This window comes from Streptomyces sp. NPDC041108 (genome assembly GCF_055592645.1).
In genome coordinates, this window is record NZ_JBVIYK010000015.1 from 158,008 (window position 1) to 177,011 (window position 19,004).

Genomic DNA, 19,004 nt, shown 5'->3' on the forward strand with positions numbered 1-19,004 from the left:
GGACAGCGGACGAGGTTCGTTCGGTGGAACGGAAGTCGGGGAACCGTCCGGATAATCGCTCCGCAGCGATCAAGCGCCACACCCGATTCGGCGCCAGAGGGACACGCATGGTCCCTACATCGACCTCACCTGTTCAGAACATGCCACCCCCACCAGGAGGGACCACCAGAGACTCGACGGTAAGTGACTGTCCGTATTGGATCTAGTGCGTTAAGTAACACTCCTCGTACGGTCATTGCGTCACCAAAACCGTATCTCTGGAGGATTCGTGGCAAACTTTCGCACTCGACTGGCCGTGCTGGGCTCCGCCGTGGCTCTCGCCGCAGGCGCCCTCGTCCCCGCGCAACTCGCCGGCGCCACCCCGGCGGCCGCGGCGGCCTACGAGTGGGTCGCTCTGGGCGACTCCTACACCGCCGGGGTCATCCCGGCGGCGGGCGACACCTTCGAAGTCCCCCGTGACGGCTGCGAGCGCACCGACCAGTCCTACCCCCAGGTCATCGACCGCGACCTCGGCTCACTGATCGAACTGACCAATGTCAGCTGCGGAGCCGCCGTCATCGAGGACATCACCTTCAACGCCCAGGAGCCGATCGGCCGCCACCTGCCGCCGCTCTCCGAGGACCCGGACTACCCGTTCCCGCCGGTGCCTCCCCAGTCCGAGGCGGTCGGGTCCGGCACCGACGTGGTCACCGTCGGCGCGGGCGGCAACACCCTCGGGTTCGCCCAGATCCTCTTCACCTGTCTGCAACTGGGCGACGGCAGCGGCGGTGTGGGCACGCCGTGCCGGGACGACCTGGCCGACGACATCCCCGGCCGGCTGACCAAGGTGAGCGGCGACTACAAGGAGATGCTCGCCGTCCTCCACGAGCGGGCCCCGCACGCCAAGGTCCTGACCGTCGGCTACCCCACGGTCATCCCCGAGGACACGTCCAAGTGCCGGTACAACGACTGGGAGCAGTTCGCGTCGATCACCCCGGGAGACCTCGACTGGCTGCGCGACGACGTCCTGGAACCGCTCAACAAGGTCATCGAGAAGGCGGCCGGTGCGCAGGGGGACACGTTCGTCGGCCTCTCCGACTCCTCCCGGAACCACAGCGTCTGCGACTCGGGCAAGTGGGTGGAGGGCGTCTTCACGACCTTCCCGACCGAGGTGGCCTTCGTCCACCCCAACGCCGGCGGCCACAGGAACGCCGCTGACCAGGTCGCCCCGGCGATCCTGAACGCGTTGGGCGTGAGCTGATCCGCGTCCGGCATCCGGGGGAGCCGCATCGGGCCGAGGGCCCGGTGCGGCTTCAGCGGCGTGGCTCCACACGGGGTGACTCCAGCGGCGTGGCTCCAGCGGCGTGCGCTACGCCTCCGCCCCCGGCAGACCGTGCGGCACCGGCCCCGCCCGGTCCAGCAGGCCCGTGCGGGCCGCCAGGGCCGCCGCCTCCAGACGGGAGCCGACGCCCAGTTTCATCAGGACGCGTTGGACGTGCGTGCGGGCCGTCGACGGGGCGATGCCCATGCCCGCCGCGATCAGGCGCGTGTCCTCACCCTCGGCCACGCGGACCAGGACCTCGACCTCGCGCGGGGTCAGCATCTGGAGCAGGCGCTGACCCTCGTCGTCCGGCTGGGCCGCCGGGTTGAGGAGTTCACCGAACGCGCTCTGCAGCAGTTGCGGCGCCACCGCCGCCTCCCCCGCGCGGGCCTTCATGATGGCCCGCTCGACCCCCTCGATGCGCTCGTCGTGCCGGACGTAGCCCGACGCGCCGGCCGCGAACGCCGCCGCGATGCCGCGCGGGTTGGGTACCGGGCCGAGCACCAGCACCGCCACCTGCGGGCGTTCACGCTTGATCTTCACCACCGGGTCGAACATGCCCGGCTCGGCGGGTGTCGCCGTGCCGAGCAGGCACACCTCGGGTGCCCTCGTGATCACCAGATCCGCCGCGCCCGCGGCCGGCGCCGTCGCCGCGAGCACCCGGTGCCCGCGCAGCTTCAACGCCGAGGCCAGCGCCTCGGCCAGCAGTCGGTGATCGTCGACCACCATGAGCCGGACTCCCATCGAGCCACCCCACCCCCCAGTCCCCCCAGATGGTTGCCAACTATGGCCGCCCACTGGTCCTCACGGACAGAAGCCCCCCGACTTCACCGTCGGCTCCCCGCTCTTCATGCCCCCGGAAGCTACACGCTTGTTCGACGTTGCGCTCCCCCTATCGGAGAGAAGTGCCCGGATTACCGAAATTCCCTCCCATTCGAGAGGGATGCGGAATACGTGCACGGCCCCGCCCCTGAGCTGGGGCGGGGCCGGCGACGGAGACCGAGGGGGCGCGTGGGGTTACTTCACCCCGAAGCCGAGCGCCGTGTACTCCTTCTCGTCCTTCGAATACGGCTTGCTGACCAGTTCCGAGCCGATGAACCACCGTCCGTCGGTGTAGAGCATCTCGCTCAGCGTGGGCGTCATCCCGCTGATCGCGCGGAGCACCGACTCGGAGGACGGGGTCTCCAGGAGCTTGGTCTGCTTCAGCGTCTTGCCGTCGATGGAGACGATCTGGGCGCCCTTGTCGTACGGACCGTCCTTGTAGGCGATGATGTTCGGCCCGTCCATCCGGATCGGGAACAGGTCGTAGTCGTCGCCCGCGTCGACCCGGTCGCCGGTGGACTTACCCGTGGACAGCGAGAAGGAGACGATCTCGTTGGTGGAGCTGTACGAGCCGGTGCCGTCGTGGTTCTTGGTCGGCATGTACACCTTGTCGTTGCCGACGTAGATGCCCCGGCAGGCCCAGACACCGCGGACGGGGCACTCGTAGTCGTACTTGTCGTCCGGGATGGAGATCTTGGCGCGCAGCTTGCCGCTGTCGTCGAGCGAGAAGATGTCCGTCGTGCCGGTCAGCGGGACGTCGCTGCCGGTCACCACGCCGAAGACCACCGGCTTGGTGGAGATGATCTTCGCGCGCTGGATGCCGGAGGGCACCTTGTAGGTCCACTTGACGCTGCCCGACTTCGGGTCGAGCAGCTGGATCTGGAAGGTCTCGCTGCCGTAGTCGCCGCACTTGCGGACCGCGATCAGCTGGGCGCCGCCCGCGTATCCCTCGTCGGTGCACTCGCCGACCTTGGGCGACCACAGCACCTTGCCGGAGTTGACGTCGAACGCGGCGCCGCCGCCGTAGCCGCCGGCCGCCGCGACCGTCGTGCCGGAGATGGTGACCTCGCCGAACGGCACCTTCTCGCCGCTCGTGTCGGCGCTCTTGGTCCACACCTCCTTGCCGGTCTCGACGTTGAACGCGGTGACCTCGGTGCAGGGCTGGCGGTCGTCGTTGTTCTTGCGCTTGGCCGACTCGGTCACCACGACGGCGATGCCCTCGGTGGTGATCTCACGGGAGCCCGCGCAGGTCTGACCGGTCAGGTCCAGCGTCCACTTGGTCTTGCCGGTGTCCGGCTCATAGCCGACGATCTTGTTCAGGGCGGACTTGGCGTACGTGGTCTTCGTCAGCCAGGAGCCCTTGACGCTGTCGATGGTCAGCTTTTCCTTGACCTCGTGCGCGGGCACCTGGAAGAGGATCTTCGCGCCGGCGCTGCTGGGCGCCTTCTCCTGCGCCTCGGTCGGCACCTCCACGCCGCCGGACGAGGAGCCGCCGGACGACGACGAACCGCCGTCGTCCCCCTTGGTGTCGTCCTTGCCGCCGGTCGTGCCCTCCGAACTGGCGGTGTCCTTCTTGCCGTTGTCGTCGTCCCCGCTGGTGTACGTGTAGAAGACACCGCCACCGACGATCAGCGCGATGGCCGCGACCGCCGCCGTGATGATGATCGCCGCGGAGTTGACCTTCTTCTTGCCGGCCGGCTGTCCCACCTGCGGGTGCATCGCCATGGTCGGCGGCTGGTAGCCGTAGGGGCCGGGCGGCGGCTGCTGCCCGTACGGGCCGGGCTGCGGCTGGCCGTACGGGCCGGGCTGCGGCTGGCCGTACGGACCCGGCTGGCCGGGGTGACCGGGCTGGCCCGGGTAGCCGTAGCCGGGCTGCTGCGGGGGCCCCTGCGGGTAGCCGTAGCCGGGGCCCGGCGCGGGCGGGCCCTGCGGCGGGGGTGTCGGGGCGCCGAAACCGCCGGGCGGCGGGGGCGTGGGCGCGCCGAAACCGCCCTGCGGCGGGGTGTCCTGCGGGGGCTGCGCGGGCGGCTGTCCCTGGGCCGGGGGCTGCGCGGGCGGCTGTCCCTTGTCCAGCGACGGGGGCTCGGCGGGCGGCTGGTTCGGGGGCGGGCCCGGGGGCTGGTTCGGCGGGGGCGGCGGCTGGGTCATGACGTGGATACCTCGAAGCGGAGAGCGGAGGACGGAAGCGGGACGGACGGGAAGGTCTACCGGGTCACGGCGGGACCGGGCGGCGACGGCGTCGGACGGCCGATGGCACGGGCGGGGCCGGCGGTCGCGCGCGTCACTTGCCGAAGGCCAGCATCAACTTCTCCTTCGCGTCGTCGACTCCGGTCAGCAGGGTGGTGGAGATGTAGAAGCGGCCGTCCACGTAGTCGACGGCCTTCGAGTAGAAGGAGCCCTCGATCTCCGCGGCGCTCGCCGGCATCTGGAGGAGCTTGGTCGCCTTGGGGTCGCCGCCGGCGGCCGGGACGGCCACGACCTGGCCGCCCGCGTCGCGCGTGGGCTCCACGTACGCGAGGAGCCGGTCCCCCTCGGCCCTGAGCGGCATGATCTCCGCGTCGGCGGAGGGCGACTTGAGGCGCCACTTCTCCTTGCCGGTCGCGAGGTTGAGGGCGACGACCTCGTTCGTGCCGTCCTTCTCCTCGGTCGGCAGGTAGAGGGTGTTCGCGTCGGCCGCGACGGCCGTGCAGCCCGCCAGGTCACGGGTGAGGATGCCGCCGTCGCACTCGGGCGCGAACGAGTCGTCGGAGTCGACCTGCGAGCGGGTCGAACCGTCGGAGTCGAGGGTGGAGATGTTCCAGGTGTTCTCTTCCTCGTTGGTGAGGTAGAGCACGATCGGGTCGACCGAGTAGGCGTGTTCGACCTTCCAGCCCTTGGGGATCTTCCGCGTCCACTTGGCCTTGCCGGTCCTCGGGTCCAGCTCCTGGACCTCGTCGTGCTCCTTGTCGGTGGTCACCGCGCAGGAGGAGACGGCGATCAGCCGCGTGCCGCCCGCGAACCCGGCCGGGTAGCACGACTGACCGTAACTCTTCTTGTCGAACAGCTTCTTGCCGGTGTTGACGTCGTACGCCGTCCCGGACTGCGAGCGGCCCACCATGAGCGTGTCGCCGGTGACGGACAGCCCGACGCTGATGGCGCTGTCGAACAGCTCGCCCTCCTCCACCTCCGCCGACCAGCCCTTGTCACCGGTGTTCAGGTCGATCTGCTGGAGCTGGTCGCACTCGGCGTTCTTCGAGGTGTTCTTCTGATACGCGACCACGACCCGGTCGGCGGCGGTCGCCTTCGGGGTGACCGCGCAGATCTTGCCGGGGAACTCGATCGGGTCCCAGGCGGGGTTCCCGTCCGACACGTTGTAGGCGAAGAGCTGCTTGTACGCGGGCTTCACCGCCACCTTGTCGGTGACCCACAGGCCGGGGGCGCTCGCGCCGGAACCGGGGGCGTCGGGGGCGCTCTTGTACCAGAGCACCTTCGCCTCACCGGCCTTGACGTCCGCGTTGAGGTCGGCGATGTCGAGGTCCTCCCCGCCGTCGCCGCTGCCGTCGCCCTCGTTGACGGGCGCGGAGGGCGCGTCCGAGGGCTTGTCGTCCTCGCTCGGGCCCGTGCTCTCCTTGGCGACCGGCTTCTTCTCGCCGTCGTCCCCGAGGCTCGTCACCGCCAGCACCGTGCCGCCGACCACGAGCAGCGCGGCCACGGCGGCGCCGATGATCATCGCGGGCTTGCCCTTGAAGAAGCTCTTGGAACCTCCGCCGCCGGCCGACGGCGGGGTCGGCGCGCCCGGGTACTGCGACTGCGGGTAGCCGTAACCGGCCTGCGGCGCCGGGTTGTACGGGCCGGGCTGCGCGTAGGGGCCGGGCTGCTGCGGCTGTCCGTACGGGCCGGGCTGGGCGTACGGACCGGGCTGTGCGGGCGGCTGCTGCTGGGGGTAGCCGTAGCCGGGGGCCGGCGCGGGCGGGCCCTGCGGCGGAGGCGTCTGCGGGTAGCCGTACGGCTGTTGCGGCGGTTGCGGTTGTGACGGCGGCGGCGGGCCCTGCGGTGCTCCGTAGCCGCCCTGCGGCGGCTGATCGGGTGGCTGAACCATCAGCGCTTTCCCCCTGTTCGCTGCTTTCGAGCCACCCGTGGTCACGCGTGGTGTCGCTTCTCAGACTGCTAAGACTCTTCTCAGACGGCTCTTTCTATCACTGCGGCACTCCCCCGTACGGGGCCGGTCGCTCGCCTGTTCCCAAGGGAGAACCGCCCCGTAATGCCTCCGTTACGCTCCTTCACGCCCCCTTCACGGGACGCCCGCCCCAGACGCCGCAAGCCTTCCGAAGGCGCCGACTGCTGACCGCCGACCAGGACCGGCGCCCTGAAGGGGCGCGGGAACTGCGCGAGCAGCCCCGAACCACCCGCACCCGGAATCACACATCGTCCCGGACGGCGCTCCCCCCGCAACCCGCGGAGCGCTACGCGTCGTCCGCCAGTTCAAGCCACCGCATCTCCAGCTCCTCCTTCTCCCCGGCCAGCGCCCGCAGTTCGGCGTCCAGCTCCCCCACCTTCGCGAAGTCCGTCGCGTTCTCGGCGATCCGCGCGTGCAACTTCGCCTCCTTCTCGGAGACCTTGTCCAACTGCCGCTCGATCTTCTGCAGTTCCTTCTTCGCGGCCCGAGCGTCGGCGGCGTTGCGCTGCGTGGTCTCGGTGGCGACGGGCTTCCCGGAGATCCCGGACGAGGCCGCCGCGGCCTCCTCCATGGCGTGCCGCCGCTCGATGTACTCGTCGATCCCGCGCGGCAGCATCCGCAGCGCCGCGTCGCCGAGCAGCGCGAACACCCGGTCGGTCGTGCGCTCGACGAAGAACCGGTCGTGGGAGATGACGATCATCGAGCCGGGCCACCCGTCGAGCAGGTCCTCCAGCTGGGTGAGGGTCTCGATGTCGAGGTCGTTCGTCGGCTCGTCGAGGAAGAGGACGTTGGGCTCGTCCATCAGCAGCCGCAGCAGCTGGAGCCGGCGCCGCTCACCACCGCTGAGGTCGCTCACCGGCGTCCACTGCTTCTCCTTGTTGAACCCGAAGGTCTCGCAGAGCTGCCCCGCGGTCATCTCGCGCCCCTTGCCGAGGTCGACGCGGTCGCGGATCTGCTGCACGGCCTGGAGCACCCGCAGTTCGGGGTCCAGCTCGGCGACCTCCTGGGAGAGGTAGGCGAGCTTGACCGTCTTGCCGGTGACGACCCGGCCGGCGGCGGGCTGCTTCTCCCCCTCGCTGCGCGCGGCGTCGGCCATGGCCCGCAGCAGGGAGGTCTTGCCGGCGCCGTTGACGCCGACCAGGCCGACGCGGTCGCCCGGCCCGAGCTGCCACGTCAGGTGCTTCAGCAGCACCTTCGGGCCGGCCTGCACGGTGACGTCCTTCAGGTCGAACACGGTCTTGCCGAGCCGGGAGGAGGCGAACTTCATCAGCTCGCTCGTGTCGCGCGGCGGCGGCACGTCCGCGATCAGCTCGTTCGCCGCCTCGACGCGGAAGCGCGGCTTCGACGTACGGGCCGGGGCGCCGCGCCGCAGCCAGGCCAGCTCCTTGCGGACCAGGTTCTGCCGCTTGGTCTCCTCGGTGGCGGCGATCCGCTCGCGCTCGGCGCGGGCGAAGACGTAGTCGGAGTAGCCGCCCTCGTACTCGTAGACCGAGCCCTTCTGCACGTCCCACATCCGCGTGCACACCTGGTCCAGGAACCACCGGTCGTGGGTGACGCAGACGAGCGCGGACCGGCGCTCCCGCAGGTGGTTCGCGAGCCAGGAGATGCCTTCCACGTCGAGGTGGTTGGTGGGCTCGTCGAGGACGATCAGGTCCTGCTCCTCGATGAGCAGCTTGGCGAGCGCGATGCGGCGCCGCTCACCGCCGGAGAGGGGGCCGATGACGGTGTCGAGGCCCTGCGGGAAGCCCGGCAGGTCGAGCCCGCCGAACAGCCCGGTGAGCACGTCCCGGATCTTGGCGTTGCCCGCCCACTCGTGGTCCGCCATGTCCCGGATGACCTCGTGCCGGACGGTGGCGGCGGGGTCGAGGGAGTCGTGCTGGGTGAGCACGCCGACGTGGATGCCGCCGGAGTGGGTGACCCGGCCCGTGTCGGCCTCCTCCAGCTTGGCGAGCATCCGGATCAGGGTCGTCTTGCCGTCCCCGTTCCGCCCCACGACGCCGATCCGGTCCCCTTCGGAGACGCCGAGCGAGACCCCGTCGAGCAGGGCGCGGGTGCCGTACACCTTGCTGACGTTCTCGACATTGACCAGGTTGACGGCCATTACTCTCCTGCCACGGGGACGATCGACCCTCCAGGGTAGTCGGCGGGGTGGAGGGGGCGTGACGGGCGCCCGGGCCGGGGCCTCAGCGGGGCACGGCGACGTCCTCGCGGTGGGCGGTGGTGCGCAGGCGGCGGCCTCGCCGGGTGAGCCCCCAGGGCTTCAGGACCGAGATCACGGTCATGAAGACGTACGCGGACAGGGAGACGGCCGGTCCGAACAGGACGTCTCCCGCGTCCGGCAGCGGCCCGCCCGCGGCGACGGCGGCGACCGCCGCGTTCACGCCGGGGCGCAGGGCGAGGACGGTGGCGGTGAGGGTGGCCAGGGTCAGCCAGAACTTCACGTGGACCCAGCGGTGCCTGGCCAGGCCCCACGGGGTGCCCAGGGACAGCACCAGCCCGCTGCCGAACGTGACCAGGGCGACCGGGATCAGGAGCCAGTCCGCGAACAGCTTCATGGCCCGCACGGACGCCTCCACCGTCACCTCCGACCCGCCGGTGCCGGCGGTGACGCCGAGCGCCAGCAGCCCGAGCGTGAGCCCGAGCCAGCCGGCGGAGGCGGCCACGTGGACGACGAGGAGGGTCCGGCGTACGGGACGGCTTGTCTTCATGTCCGCCACGGTGCCGGGCGCGGGCGCCGGGGTCGTCCCCTCGCGGGAGTATCCGGGGGTACCGGGCCGGGAGTACGGAGCGAGGCCGCGGGTCCGGTGGGACTTCTCGCGGGCGCGAGGAGGAGGCCGCGCGCCCCGGGGGCGTGTCCACCCGGGGCGCACGGCGTTCGTGCGAGACCCGGAGCGGCGCCGACGCGGCTCGGCAGGCGCCGACGTGGCTCGGGCGGCGCCGACGTGGCTCGGGCATGGCGTCATGTCGTCGCGGAGCGGGGTCTCGGCGAGGAAGACGGCCGGGAGGGCGTCCGCGTTGGCCGACCGGCGCGATTCTTCCGCGCCGGCTCACACGTGCCGGACCTCCGACGGGCGCCCGCGCCCCGCCCGTTCCACCAGCAGCCAGCCCACGAGGGTCATCGCCACCGCCGCCGGCGCGCTCACCGGCACGGCGATCAGCAGGGCCGTACGCCCCTCGAACAGCCCGCCGAAGCCGACCATCGAGAGCCCCAGCACCCCGAAGAGGCAGAGCACGACACCGAGGGTGGCGGCCGCACCGGCGTACGCCGTCGCCCCGTGCGCACTCCCGCGCGGGCGCGGGACGGCGGCGCGTGCCGCGGGCCGCTCGAAGCTCCGGAAGACCGCGACGAGCACCGCGGTCAGGACGGCCGCGGCCGCGATGCGCGGGGGCAGCTGGGCCCACCAGGCGCCCGTCGCGGGCGCGGGCAGCGGCACGCGCAGCGCGAGCAGCACGCCGTAGACCCCGAGCATGGCCGACAGGTGCCACAGGAACGCGGTCATCGAGACTCCGTTGGCCGCCACGACCGCCCGCCACACCCTCGGCCGCTCCAGCCACCGCCCGGCCGGTCCGCGCAGCCACTCCACCGCGCCGACCAGCCACAGTCCGTGGCACAGCAGCGCGAAGGTCGGCGGCGCCATGTTGGACACCTTCTCGCCGGGCATCCCGACCATCGACAGCGGATACGGCCCGTACGCCACCAGCAGCGCCGCCCCCGCGAGCCCGGCCCCGGCGAGCAGGTACGGCCGGGTCAGCCGCCCGTCGGCGCGCAGGAATCCCAGCTGGTGGATCGCGAGCCACACGAAGGCGAAGTTGAGGAACTCGACGAACGGCACGTCGAACGCGAAGCGCAGCACGTCGACGGCGCCCGCCGCCGCGACCAGCGCCCCGAACGCGCCCCACCCGAACCGCTCGTGCATCTTCAGCAGCGGCGGGGTGAAGGCGACCATCGCGAGATAGATGCCGATGAACCACAGCGGCTGCGCGACCAGCCGCAGCGTCACGTCGAGCAGTCCGCCGCCCCGGCCCGCGAGTTGGAGGAGGACGGCCGCGACGCCCCACACCCCGATGAACACCAGGGTGGGCCGCAGGAGGCGCTGGAGGCGGGCGCGGAGGAAGGCGGGGTGGAGGGAGTCGCCGTCCGGGTGCCGCCGCTTGAGCGAGCGGTAGGACAGGGCGTGCGAGAAGCCGCCGACGAAGAAGAACACCGGCATGATCTGCAGGGCCCAGGTGAGGATCTGCAGGCTCGGCTCGACGGCGAGGAGGTTGCCCACCTCGACCCGGCCGTCCTCCCCGCCCCCTGTGGTGACCGCCGCCATCAGCCAGTGGCCGAGGACGACCGTGCCCAGGGAGGCGACGCGCAGGAGGTCGACGTACCGGTCACGGGTGGACGGGGTGGCGGCGGCGAGTTCGCTCGCGCTCGCACCGGCATGCACGCTTGCACTCATGGGAGTACGGTCGCGCCGGCACCCGGTCGGGCGTCAGCGCTCCCGTACTCACCTCACGTCTGAGTACCTAGCTTCGGGTGTCCTCGACGACGGTCGCCCCCGGCGCGGGTGAGACGGCCACCCGCGCCGTCCGGCACGTACCGGACGCGAGCAGCCCCTCGGCGACGGTGCGGGCCGCGTCGGCGTCCCGGGCGAGGAAGGCCGTGGTCGGGCCCGAGCCGGAGACGAGCGCGGCGAGCGCGCCGGCCGCGCGGCCGGCGGTGAGGGTGCCGGCCAGCTTCGGGAAGAGCGAGAGCGCCGCGGGCTGGAGGCCGTTGGAGTCCGGCAGGAAGGCCGCGAGCGCGTCGGCGTCCCCCTTGGCGAGGGCGTCCAGCAGGATCTGGGAGGCGACGGGCTCGGGGACGGCGTCGTGCGCGTGCAGCCGGTCGAACTCGCGGTAGACGGCGGGCGTGGAGAGCCCGCCGTCGGCCACGGCGAACACCCAGTGGAAGGTTCCGCCCACGTCGAGGGGCTGGAGCTGCTCGCCCCGACCGGTCCCGAGGGCCGCCCCGCCCACCAGGCTGAACGGCACGTCACTGCCCAACTCGGCGCAGATGTCGAGGAGTTCGTCGCGCGAGGCGTTCGTGCCCCACAGCCTGTCGCAGGCGAGGAGCGCGCCGGCCGCGTCCGCGCTGCCGCCGGCCATACCGCCGGCGACCGGGATGTCCTTGGCGATGTGCAGATGGACGGCCGGCTCGACGCCGTGGCGTTCCGCCAGCGCGAGCGCGGCCCGCGCGGCGAGGTTCGTCCGGTCCAGGGGGACCTGGTCGGCGCCGGGGCCCGCGCAGGTGACGGTCAGTTCGTCGGCGGGCGTCGCGGTGACCTCGTCGTACAGTCCGACGGCGAGGAAGACGTTGGCCAGGTCGTGGAAGCCGTCGGGCCGGGGGCCACCGACCGCGAGCTGCACATTGACCTTGGCGGGGACGCGAACGGTGACGCTCACGACTGGTGGCGCTCCTCGGTGTGGGTGCGGGTGCCGGTGCTGTCGGCGGTGCCGGTGCCGGTTGCGGTGCTGTCGGCGGTGCCGGTGCCGGTGGCGTTCTCGGTGACGCGGTTTTCGGCGATGGCCGCGAACTCCTCCACGGTCAGGGACTCGCCGCGGGCCTGCGGGGAGACACCGGCGGCGACGAGGGCGGCCTCGGCGGCGGCCGCGCTGCCGGCCCATCCGGCGAGGGCGGCCCGCAGCGTCTTGCGCCGCTGGGCGAACGCCGCGTCGACGACCGCGAACACCTCCCGTCTGGCGGCGGTGGTCTTGACCGGCTCGGTCCGGCGGACCAGCGAGACGAGCCCGCTGTCGACGTTCGGCGCCGGCCAGAAGACGTTCCGCCCGATCGACCCGGCGCGCTTGACCTCCGCGTACCAGTTCGCCTTCACCGACGGCACGCCGTACACCTTCGAGCCCGGCCCGGCGGCGAGCCGGTCGGCGACCTCCGCCTGGACCATCACGAGGGTGCGCTCGATGCTGGGAAAGGTGTCCAGCATGTGCAGCAGCACGGGGACGGCGACGTTGTACGGGAGGTTGGCGACGAGCGCCGTGGGCGGGGGGCCGGGAAGCTCGGTCACGTGCATCGCGTCCGAGTGCACGAGGGCGAAGCGGGCGGCGCGGGTGGGCAGGCGGGCGGCGATGGTGGCGGGGAGCGCGGCGGCGAGGACGTCGTCGATCTCGACGGCCGTGACCCGGTCGGCCGTCTCCAGCAGCGCGAGGGTGAGCGAACCGAGACCCGGGCCCACCTCGACGACGGTGTCCTGCGGGCGGACGCCCGCGGTCCGCACGATACGGCGGACCGTGTTGGCGTCGATCACGAAGTTCTGGCCGCGCTGCTTGGTGGGGCGCACGCCGAGCGCTGCCGCGAGTTCACGGATGTCTGCGGGGCCGAGGAGGGCGTCGGGGGGGCTACTCACGGCACCCAGGGTACGGGGCGCCCCTGAAGGACACGGCCCTGCGGGCCTGTGAGCCCAGGCCCTCGCGGGGCTGAAAGGCATGGGGCGCGGCCCCTGCGTCCGGGGGCGCGGGGAACTGCGCGAGCAACCACGACGCACCCGCACCCGCCGACGCACCGAACCCCGCCCCCCACCCCCAAGGCGCCCCGGACCGGCAACCGCGCCCTCACCCCCGCAACCGCGCCCCACAATGCGGCCAAGGACTCGCCCCCCGCTGCACGTACAGCTTCTTCGCCCGCATCGTCTGCTCACCCGCGGACGCGTCCTGCGGCCGGCCGCTGCCGCCGAGGCTCTGCCAGGTCCGGGTGTCGAACTGGTACAGCCCCCCGTACGTCCCGGAGGAATCCACCGCGTTCGGCCGCCCCCCGGACTCGCACGCCGCCAGCCCCGCCCAGTTCAGCCCCTCCGCCCCCGCCACGGAGGTGGGCATCGCCTTCGTCCCGACCTTCACGACCTGGTCCCGCGGCTCCCGCACGACCTCCGTGCGCACCAGCCGCGGCCGCTGCCGGACCCCGTTGACCGTGCGGAGCGCGTAGGTGATGCGGCGGGTGCCCGGCCGGCCGGCCCGCTCGACGACCTCCGTGCCCCGGAAGAGGGACGGGTCCTCGGTGCGGTGCACCCGGAACGGGATCGGCACCTCGCGCACCTCCGTGGACCCGGTCACCCGCAGCACGGTCACCGTCTGTCCGTCCCGGGGAAAGCTCGACCACTCGACCGAGGTGGTGTCCTCGCCGCGCAGGGTGACCCCGGCCTGCTCCACCGCCTCCCCCACGGTCGCCGCGTTCGTACGGATCGTCCTCGTCCGCCCGTCCGCCATGATCGTGACGGTGCGCTCGGTACGGACGTCCAGCTCCAGCCCCTGACGCCCGATCCGCCGGGAGCGCGAGGTCGAGACGTACGCGCCCTCCGCACGCACCCCGAGCTGCTGAAGCGCCCCGTCCACCGTGCGGGCGGTCGTCCAGACCTCGCGCCGCCGGCCGTCCAGGGTGAGGGCGACGGGCCGCCCGTAGTGGACGGCGACCTCGTCGCCGCTGCTCAGCGCGGTACCGGGGGCGGGGGCGACGACATCGTGGGCGCCGAAGGCGACCCCCTCGTCGGCGAGCAGTTCGGAGACGTCGTCGGCGAAGGTGTGCAGGGTGCGCGGCCGCCCGTCGACGGTCAGCTCGATCGCCTTGTCCTTCGCGACGAACGCGGAGGTCCCGCCCGCGAGGAACGCCACCACCAGCGCCTGCGGGACCAGCCGCCGCAGCGAACCGGGCCGGTCGGCGGCCCGTCTGCGCCGCACGGCCCGCCGAGAGCCGCCCCGGCCGCCCTCGGCCGGCACACCGTTCCCCGGGAACGGCCCGACCGGCTCCGCGGGCGCGCCGGGGGCGCTTCGGGCCGCGTGGGCGGCCTGGGCGGCGTAGGCGGGCCGGTAGGTGTCCGCGTAGACCCCGTACGGCAGGGTCTCCGCCTCGTACGGTGACGTCCCGGCGCCGTACGCCAGGGTCTCCGCCTCGGCCCCGTACGGCGGTGTTCCGGTCCCGTACGGCAGTGTCCCGGCCTCGTGCGCGACCGGCGGCCGGCTCGTACCGTCCGGGCCATGGCTCTCGTAGGTCTCGTACGACGACGACTGCACGTTACTCACGACGACACGCTCCAGAGGGGATCCGGGTCCGGGTCGGGCGACGTGAACCTAGCGGACTTCGGTCACCCTCCAAAGCAACGTGGTCACGCAGTGTCGCGACACGGGCCACTGATCATCTTTTTGGGCCCCCCGGACGGCCTACGGAGCGTGATCCGTCAGTAATCGAACGCCCTCGCCGTGTTCGCCGCGATCGCCGTCGCCAGGGCGTCCTCGCCGATGCCCCGCACCGCGGCCATCGCCCGGACCGTGACCGGAATGAGATACGGCGCGTTGGGCCGTCCGCGGTACGGCGCGGGTGTCAGGAAGGGCGCGTCGGTCTCGACGAGGACGAGGTCGAGAGGCGCGACGGCGAGGGCGTCGCGCAGCGGCTGGGCGTTCTTGAAGGTCATGTTCCCGGCGAAGGACATGAAGTAGCCGTGCTCGGCGCAGACCGCGGCCATCTCGGCGTCACCCGAGTAGCAGTGGAAGACGGTCCGCTCGGGAGCGCCCTCCTCCTTCAGGACCCGCAACACGTCGTCGTGGGCGTCGCGGTCGTGGATGACCAGCGCCTTGCCGTGCCGCTTGGCGATCTCGATGTGCGCGCGGAAGGACCGTTCCTGGGCGGCCTTGCCCTCCGGTCCGGTCCGGAAGTAGTCCAGGCCCGTCTCCCCGACCCCCTTGACCTGCGGCAGCGCGGCCAGCCGGTCGATCTCGGCGAGCGCGTCGTCGAGTGCCGCGTCACCGCCGGGGGTTCGCGCGCCCTGCCGGGACCAGCCGTCCGGGTCGCCGTGCACGATCCGGGGCGCCTCGTTGGGGTGCAGGGCGACCGTCGCGTGCACGGCCTCGAACCGTGCGGCCGTCTCGGCGGCCCAGCGGGAGCCCTTGATGTCGCAGCCGACCTGGACGACCGTGGTCACCCCGACGGAGGCGGCCTTCGCGAGGCCCTCCTCGACCGTGCCGGACTGCATGTCCAGATGGGTGTGCGAATCCGCGACCGGTACCCGCAGGGGTTCGGGGAGCGGGGGCGCGGCGTTCCTGTCGTTCTTGCCGGACGCGTTGCCGGAGTCGTTCGAAGACATGCCCCGATCCTACGAATCGCACGATCGGGGCATGCCCTCCAGGCTCGCTGGGGGAGGGTCAGCTCGCCTTGCGGTGGAACGGGTGCAGCAGGTCGGAGAAGTGCCAGTGGTGGTGTTCCCCGGCATCCGCCGCCCCGGTGTCCGCCGCGTCCGGCGCGTCCGCCGAAGCCGCGCGCGGCTTCGGCACGTGGCGCCGGTGCTCGGCGTCCCGGACCGACGACACCTGGCCGGCCCGCATGATCCGTACGACATGACCGTCGCAGTTCTGGCACGCCGGCCGGGAGAGCGGGGACGGCACGACCTTGCCGTCGGCCACGTACATCACGAAGTCGCGGCCCTGGGCGTCGTTGTGGTGCTCGATCTCGTACGACTGCTCCCAGCCGTGCCCGCAGCGCATGCAGGCGAACGAGTAGGACTCGTGAACGACGGCGGTGGCGGTGTCGCGCAGCACTGCGCGCTCTGCGATCTCGGTCATTGCCAGCTCCTCTGGTCCGCTGGGCGTCGAGGACGAGTACGTCCTCTGCACCCATAGGACTCCTCGACGGACCTGGAGTGCACCCCACCTGCCGACTGTTGAAGCCGTTTTGGCCCGCCCTTGTGGGAAGGCCGTCCGCGCGAGGGCTGTGCTTTGCTCTGCTTTGCCGGGGCATGGGGCGCGGGGGCGTGTGGTGCGGGGCGCGTCGGGGGGTGGGGGGGCAGATACGTCGGCGGATGCGCGCCGGCGGGGCTTCCCGCGCAGTGCCCGCGCCCCCGAAAGCCCAGGCCCCTGCGGGCCCGAGAAGCACGGGGCGCGGCCCCTGCTCCCCAGGGGCGCGGGGAACTGCGCGACCAGCCCCACCGGCCCGGCCCCCGACAACGCACCCCACGCCACCCCACCCCACGTCCCTACGGCGCAGCCCTCTTCGCCGCGACCACCGCGTCGAAGACCTCCCTCTTGGGCAGCCCCGCCTCCACCGCCACCGCGGCGATCGCCTCCTTGCGCCGCTCCCCGGCCTCCTCCCGCACCCGGACCCGCCGCACCAGCTCCGCCGCGTCCAGCTCCTCCGGCCCCTTCTCCGGCGCCCCCTCGACCACGACGGTGATCTCACCGCGCACCCCGGCCGCCGCCCACTCGGCCAGCTCCCCGAGGGGCCCCCGCCTGACCTCCTCGTACGTCTTGGTCAGCTCGCGGCACACGGCGGCCCGCCGCTGCGCGCCGAAGGCCTCGGCCATCGCCGTGAGGGTGGCGTCCAGGCGGTGGGGGGCCTCGAAGTAGACGAGCGTGCGCCGCTCCTCGGCGACCTCGCGCAGCCGCCCCAGCCGCTCCCCGGCCTTGCGCGGCAGGAACCCCTCGAAGCAGAACCGGTCGACGGGCAGCCCGGACAGCGCGAGCGCGGTGAGCACGGCCGAGGGCCCCGGTACGGCGGTGACGCGGATGTCCTTCTCCACGGCCGCGGCGACGAGCCGGTACCCGGGGTCGGAGACGGACGGCATGCCCGCGTCCGTGACCAGCAACACCCGCGCCCCGCCCACCAGCGCCTCGACGAGTTCCGGCGTGCGCGCGGCCTCGTTGCCCTCGAAGTAGGAGACGATCCGCCCGCCCGGCTGCACCCCGAGCGCCTGGGTGAGCCGCCGCAGCCGCCGGGTGTCCTCGGCGGCGACCACGTCCGCACCGGCCAGTTCCTCGGCGAGCCGGGGCGGCGCGTCCGCGACATCACCGATGGGGGTACCTGCCAACACAAGGATTCCAGTCACACCCCCATCCTCCCAGGGGCGGAGCCGTCGGCGGGGCGCGGGACCGGCGGCGACGCCAGGCCCGGATTCCCGTCCCACGGGACTCCCACAGCCGTGTTCCCTACGATGGCGCGGTGACCAGTACCGCGTCCTCCACGGACACCCGGCAGGACCAGGCCACCCAGGACCAGCGGCCGTCGTGGCAGCACCGCCTGCGCCGATTCGGCTACGCGGCGCCACCCAGAGGCGACGTCCGCACCCGGCTGGTACCCCCGTACACCCGGCCGGGGCCACGGGTGTGGGCCGCGCTCGGGCTGCGCGAGAAGGGCGCGGCGCGCCTGGTCCGGTGGTCGGCGTGGGGCGGTCCGCTGCTGGTGACGCTGTTCGCCGGGCTGACGCGGTTCTACAACCTGGGCAGCCCCAGGGCGGTGATATTCGACGAGACGTACTACGCGAAGGACGCGTGGGCGCTCGTCCACCGCGGGTACGAGGTCAACTGGGCGAAGAACGCCAACGAGCTGATCCTCCAGAACAACGGGAACGTGCCCATCCCGACGGAGGCGGCCTACGTGGTCCACCCCCCGGTCGGCAAGTACGTGATCGGTCTGGGCGAGCTGATGTTCGGGTTCGACCCGTTCGGCTGGCGTTTCATGACGGCTCTGCTCGGCACGCTCTCCGTGCTGATGCTGTGCCGGATCGGCCGCCGGATCTTCCGTTCGACGTTCCTCGGCTGCCTGGCGGGAGCGCTGATGGCGGTGGACGGCCTGCACTTCGTGATGAGCCGCACCGCGCTGCTGGACCAAGTGCTGATGTTCTTCGTGCTGGCCGCGTTCGGCTGTCTGGTCGTCGACCGCGACAAGGCACGGCAACGCCTGGCCGCCGCCCTCCCCCGGGACGGCGACGGGGTGGTACGCCCCGATGCCCTCATCGCCGAGACGACCCGCCTGGGGTGGCGCCCGTACCGCTGGCTGGCCGGTCTCTGCCTGGGCCTGGCCCTGGGCACCAAGTGGAACGCCCTGTACTTCCTGGTGTTCTTCGGGATCATGACGGTGCTCTGGGACTACGCGGCCCGCAAGGTCGCCGGGGCCCGCCGGCCGCTGATCGCCACGCTCCAGCGCGACCTCGGCCTGGCGTTCCTCTCCACGGTCCCGGTCATGATCGTCACCTATCTGGTCTCCTGGACGGGCTGGATCCTCTCCCCGGACGACGGCACCGGCGGCTACTACCGCAACTGGGCCGTGACGGAGGGCAAGGGCGGCTGGTTCGCCTGGCTCCCGGACTGGCTGCGCAGCCTGTGGCACTACGAACACGCGGTCTACGAGTTCCACATCGGGCTGTCGTCCCCGCACACGTACCAGTCGAACCCGTGGAGCTGGATCGTCCTGGGCCGCCCGGTCTCGTACTTCTACGAGTCCCCGTCCCCCGGCAACGACGGCTGCGCGGTCGACACCGCCGACAAGTGCGCCCGCGAGGTCCTCGCCATCGGCACGCCCCTGCTGTGGTGGGCGGCCGCCTTCGCGGTCCTCTACGTCCTGTGGCGCTGGTTCTTCCGCCGCGACTGGCGCGCCGGCGCGATCGCCTGCGGTGCCGCCGCCGGCTATCTGCCCTGGTTCATGTACCAGGAGCGCACGATCTTCTTCTTCTACGCCGTCGTCTTCCTGCCGTTCCTCTGCCTGGCGGTCACGATGATGGTCGGCGCCATCCTCGGTCCCCCCGGCGCCCCGGAACGCCGTCGCGTGGCCGGCGCCGCGGGCGCGGGTGTCCTGGTCCTCCTGATCGCCTGGAACTTCATCTACTTCTGGCCCCTCTACACCGGGCAGCCCATCCCGATCGACTCGTGGCGGTCGCGGATGTGGCTGGATACCTGGGTCTAGCTGGGCAGACACACCACGAGGGCGCGGCA

General features: G+C 72.3%; 14 protein-coding genes. 2 read left to right on the forward strand and 12 right to left on the reverse strand.

Annotated features, from left to right (window positions below; translation table 11 throughout):
- The first annotated feature begins 268 nt into the window (after positions 1 to 268).
- A complete protein-coding gene (locus ACZ6BB_RS33140; protein WP_471618804.1) occupies positions 269 to 1,240 on the forward strand; it encodes an SGNH/GDSL hydrolase family protein in 972 nt (323 codons plus the stop codon).
- A 108-nt stretch (positions 1,241 to 1,348) separates the two neighbouring features.
- Here ACZ6BB_RS33140 and ACZ6BB_RS33145 read toward each other — a convergent pair whose 3' ends face one another.
- The 12 genes from ACZ6BB_RS33145 to rsmI all read right to left on the reverse strand — a co-directional run bounded on the left by ACZ6BB_RS33145 (position 1,349) and on the right by rsmI (position 17,122).
- Positions 1,349 to 2,044, reverse strand: a complete 696-nt coding sequence (locus ACZ6BB_RS33145; protein ID WP_471618805.1) for a helix-turn-helix transcriptional regulator — start codon at positions 2,042 to 2,044, stop codon at positions 1,349 to 1,351.
- Positions 2,045 to 2,317: 273 nt separating this feature from the next.
- Positions 2,318 to 4,270 carry an outer membrane protein assembly factor BamB family protein gene (locus ACZ6BB_RS33150; protein ID WP_471618806.1) on the reverse strand — a complete coding sequence of 651 codons (1,953 nt, stop codon included), beginning with the start codon at positions 4,268 to 4,270 and terminating at the stop codon, positions 2,318 to 2,320.
- A 133-nt stretch (positions 4,271 to 4,403) separates the two neighbouring features.
- Positions 4,404 to 6,200 (reverse strand): outer membrane protein assembly factor BamB family protein, encoded by a 1,797-nt coding sequence (locus ACZ6BB_RS33155; RefSeq protein ID WP_471618807.1) that lies wholly within the window; start codon positions 6,198 to 6,200, stop codon positions 4,404 to 4,406.
- Between the two features lie 364 nt (positions 6,201 to 6,564).
- Positions 6,565 to 8,379: an ABC-F family ATP-binding cassette domain-containing protein gene (locus ACZ6BB_RS33160; protein WP_471618808.1), complete on the reverse strand. Its 1,815-nt coding sequence runs from the start codon at positions 8,377 to 8,379 to the stop codon at positions 6,565 to 6,567.
- A gap of 82 nt (positions 8,380 to 8,461) precedes the next feature.
- Positions 8,462 to 8,986: a DUF2269 domain-containing protein gene (locus ACZ6BB_RS33165; RefSeq protein ID WP_471618809.1), complete on the reverse strand. Its 525-nt coding sequence runs from the start codon at positions 8,984 to 8,986 to the stop codon at positions 8,462 to 8,464.
- Positions 8,987 to 9,325: 339 nt separating this feature from the next.
- Positions 9,326 to 10,723, reverse strand: a complete 1,398-nt coding sequence (locus tag ACZ6BB_RS33170; protein WP_471618810.1) for an acyltransferase family protein — start codon at positions 10,721 to 10,723, stop codon at positions 9,326 to 9,328.
- Positions 10,724 to 10,790: 67 nt separating this feature from the next.
- The gene (locus tag ACZ6BB_RS33175) at positions 10,791 to 11,705 is read right to left on the reverse strand and encodes a 4-(cytidine 5'-diphospho)-2-C-methyl-D-erythritol kinase (protein ID WP_471618811.1); all 915 of its coding nucleotides are present in this window, start codon (positions 11,703 to 11,705) and stop codon (positions 10,791 to 10,793) included.
- Positions 11,702 to 12,664: a 16S rRNA (adenine(1518)-N(6)/adenine(1519)-N(6))-dimethyltransferase RsmA gene (gene rsmA / locus ACZ6BB_RS33180; protein WP_471618812.1), complete on the reverse strand. Its 963-nt coding sequence runs from the start codon at positions 12,662 to 12,664 to the stop codon at positions 11,702 to 11,704. Before rsmA ends, ACZ6BB_RS33175 begins: the two co-directional genes overlap by 4 nt.
- Positions 12,665 to 12,869: 205 nt before the next feature.
- A complete protein-coding gene (locus tag ACZ6BB_RS33185; RefSeq protein ID WP_471618813.1) occupies positions 12,870 to 14,330 on the reverse strand; it encodes a ubiquitin-like domain-containing protein in 1,461 nt (486 codons plus the stop codon).
- Between the two features lie 155 nt (positions 14,331 to 14,485).
- A complete protein-coding gene (locus tag ACZ6BB_RS33190; protein ID WP_471618814.1) occupies positions 14,486 to 15,388 on the reverse strand; it encodes a TatD family hydrolase in 903 nt (300 codons plus the stop codon).
- 58 nt (positions 15,389 to 15,446) lie between these two features.
- Positions 15,447 to 15,863, reverse strand: coding sequence for a hypothetical protein (locus ACZ6BB_RS33195; protein WP_471618815.1), 417 nt, complete (start codon positions 15,861 to 15,863; stop codon positions 15,447 to 15,449).
- A 410-nt stretch (positions 15,864 to 16,273) separates the two neighbouring features.
- Complete coding sequence (gene rsmI, locus ACZ6BB_RS33200; RefSeq protein WP_471618816.1) at positions 16,274 to 17,122, reverse strand: 16S rRNA (cytidine(1402)-2'-O)-methyltransferase; 849 nt, start codon at positions 17,120 to 17,122, stop codon at positions 16,274 to 16,276.
- 113 nt (positions 17,123 to 17,235) lie between these two features.
- Here rsmI and ACZ6BB_RS33205 point away from each other — a divergent pair, with 113 nt between their 5' ends.
- The gene (locus ACZ6BB_RS33205; RefSeq protein WP_471618817.1) at positions 17,236 to 18,975 is read left to right on the forward strand and encodes a dolichyl-phosphate-mannose--protein mannosyltransferase; all 1,740 of its coding nucleotides are present in this window, start codon (positions 17,236 to 17,238) and stop codon (positions 18,973 to 18,975) included.
- Positions 18,976 to 19,004: the final 29 nt, after the last annotated feature.